Source organism: Nonomuraea bangladeshensis, from assembly GCF_039529455.1.
GTDB lineage: Bacteria > Actinomycetota > Actinomycetes > Streptosporangiales > Streptosporangiaceae > Nonomuraea > Nonomuraea bangladeshensis.
The window spans coordinates 1-2,998 of the sequence record NZ_BAAAMV010000034.1 but is presented as its reverse complement, the minus strand read 5'-3'; the positions used below and the strand labels follow the sequence as shown (position 1 = coordinate 2,998).

At 63.4% G+C, this 2,998-nt stretch carries 2 protein-coding genes; both read left to right on the top strand.

From position 1 onward, the window contains the following. Positions 1 to 635: 635 nt before the first annotated feature. Entirely contained in the window at positions 636 to 1,463 is an 828-nt protein-coding gene (locus ABD292_RS48800; RefSeq protein WP_344220336.1) for a hypothetical protein, read from the top strand. A gap of 316 nt (positions 1,464 to 1,779) precedes the next feature. Next, a complete protein-coding gene (locus ABD292_RS48795) occupies positions 1,780 to 2,727 on the top strand; it encodes a hypothetical protein (RefSeq protein ID WP_344220334.1) in 948 nt (315 codons plus the stop codon). Positions 2,728 to 2,998: the final 271 nt, after the last annotated feature.

Genomic DNA, 2,998 nt, shown 5'->3' with positions numbered 1-2,998 from the left:
GCCCGCGTCCGGCTCATCGCAAGCGACACACCGGCCCAGAACCCGCTCCCGCAGACACTTACCGCTTAACCTGCAGAAACAGGATCACGCGAAGCTTGATTCATACACCACGTCCGTGGACGTGACCTTCTAGTGCCTCGAGCACGTCCTTGCGTCGCTCTGGCCACTGCACCGGTTGTCTGCCGGGATGTTCTTCCTCCACGGGCGCCAAGCTACTGGGGGCCTGTCGATGTTCCGTTGTCGTGGGCGTGGTGGTCGCGCACCAGCCGTCCGGCCACCGTTAGCAGTCACCCGCGCAGGCTATAGATTCTCCATCCGGGTCGGGCCGTCGCCTGTGCGCAACCTGCCCGGGCAACGGGCGGGACGGGGGATGGCGAGCGGAGCGAGCGTCCGGGGGTCCGAAGGGGGCGGAGCTCCCCGGAAGGCGCTGTCTGGAGCCCTACATGCGCGAAGCGCTCCGATGCGGAAGGCGATGCAGTTGGAGCGAGTGACGGGAATCGAGCCCGCGCTGTCAGCTTCCTGCTGATCGCCATACGAACGGGCACGCGACGGGCATGCCTGCGACGTGCTCCTCTGGCGCTCATGCTGTGGGTGGCGGCTGCGATGATGTGCTCACTGCAAGGAAAGGCTGAACGGTGCAGAAAGGATCAAGGGCTTCGGGAACAGATCGCGGTACGGGCGAGGCCGGCCTCGGTGTACGCGCCCGCGACAAGAAGGTCACAGTCCGGCTGGCCGTGGCAGGCGATCCCGCCACACCCCCAGAGATTCTCGAAGCCATGACGGCAGACCCCTCCCGCACGGTCAGACGTGCCCTGGCAACTCGGCGCGACGCGCCGGGCGGATTGCTGCGTGCACTCGCCGGGGATCCGGATCTGAAGACCCGTCAGATCCTTGTTGAGAATCCAACTTGTCCACCAGATGTTCTGGTCGCCTTGGTGGAGGATCCTCACTGGTCGGTCCGATGGTCGCTGCCGAACCATCCCGCCGTCGACGTCGAGGTCCGCCGTGCCATCTGCCGGTCCACAGACGAGGATCTGCGCCGGTTGCTCGCTGAGCGGCGAGGACTGGATGAGGAGACGAACGCGGCACTTGCTGGGGACCGCTCTCCAAACGTTCGAGCGGGCCTGGCGGCGTACACCGATGACCCAGAAATTCTCGCCATTTTGATAACCGACGCCGATTCCAAGGTCCGCGTTGGTGTGGCTCAGAACCCGCTCACCACAATGGATCGACACCGACTTCTCGCGAACGACAAGTCCGCGGCCGTGCGCGCGGCTGCAGTGCAGTCAGGAAAGCTTGCTCATGACGAGCTGCAACGCCTTGCCCATGACCGCTCGGTCAATGTGCGCTGGTGGCTGGCCACATGGCCCACGACACCGGAAGCCGTCTTGCGGGTTCTCGCTGACGATCCTCATCCCTATGTAGTGACCCAAGCCCGAGCGAGGCTCAGGAAGAACCCCTAGCCTGTTATCGGACCCGTGAAGATCGACCAACTTGTATACGGCCAAGGTCCGGACACCGAAGCTACCGGCCTGCCTGCCCGGGCTTTCGTACGTGGAGCGGGTGACGGGAATCGAAACCGCGCTGTCGGCTTGAGAACTGCATCGATCACGGCTTGATGAGGCGCCGAGACTCCTCGAACAAAGACCACGACCACAACCTGGCCGTGGCACGATCACTGTCGGTGGCACAGCGGCTATGGGGGCTCGGTGCGCGACGCTGTCGCTCCGTTCTGGATTTCGGCAGACGTGACTCTCACCAGTCGGCTAAAAATAGCTAATGATCTTTACGGCGGTGCGTGGAAGTCTCAGGAATGCCCTGGTTGTGCTGTGTGGAGCCACGCTTGCGGCGTGCGGTCTGGTCGGTGGCATGTTCGGGGAGGGCGTTGCTACGCCCAAGACAGCAGCTGACCTGGTGCTGCCGTTGGATGTCTACGAACTCGGCCCGGTCGATGACGCACAGGTTCTGCGCGCCCGGTTCGGATTGATAACAGAATGCCTGCGGCAGTACCAGATCGATTTTCAGGCACCTGTCGTCGAACCGGCGACCTATCCCCGGAACGCCGATTACCTGGGATGGATCGAAGGACGGGAGGTCGGCCGATACGGCTATGCCGGGCCACCCGGGTACACGTCGGTGAAGGCGATGGATGGTTTCGAGTCGTACTCGGTGACGGATGAACAGTTCCGCGTGCTCGTTGGAAAGATCAAACGATTCCGTGGCAGGGCGGTGCCTCCCGGTGGATGCGAGGCCAAGGCCGACAGCGTGCTCAACCAGGGCGCGAAGGGCGTCCCCGCCACTGAGATCGTGAAGAGGTTCAATCAGGACGAGGTTCCTGGGCTGGCGTCCGACGCGGCCGGGGTGGCCTTTCGGGACGAGCGGATCGCGGCAGCCGAGCGGTCCTGGAGTGACTGCATGGAACGGGCGGGCTTTCACTATCGGACCACGTCCGACGCGACAGGCGACCCGCGATGGGCGACGACCGCCGCGAATGACCACATAGATCTGCGACGTGGCACACCGGAGGAGATCCGTACCGCGCTCGCGGACTCCACATGCCGCCGGGACGTCAACTACTACGGCATCCGCCAGGCGGTGTACACGGAATACCAGAACAAGATCATCAAAAGTCATCGTGGCCGGTTGGACACGATCAAGGCGCTTAACGAGGCTCGTCTCGCCAACGCTACGAAGGTGCTGAACGGTGAGATCACGGTTACCTGGTAGCGCACAGGTCTGGTGACGGTATACGGGAAACCGTGCTGGGTCGACGGCTTTCGATGACCATGAGGGGCGGCATTGATGCAGCGGGCGCTGCAGCTCTCAGAAAGAGCGAATGACGGGGAGGAGGTCCGTCACCAGAGGAAACGCGGTCACGTCCACGGACGTGGTGTATGAATCAAGCTTCGCGTGATCCTGTTTCTGCAGGTTAAGCGGTAAGTGTCTGCGGGAGCGGGTTCTGGGCCGGTGTGTCGCTTGCGATGAGCCGGACGCGGGC

Coding starts and splice junctions, on each gene's coding strand:
- ABD292_RS48795 (WP_344220334.1), top strand. CDS start 1,780: ATGATCTTTACGGCGGTGCGTGGAAGTCTCAGGAATGCCCTGGTTGTG.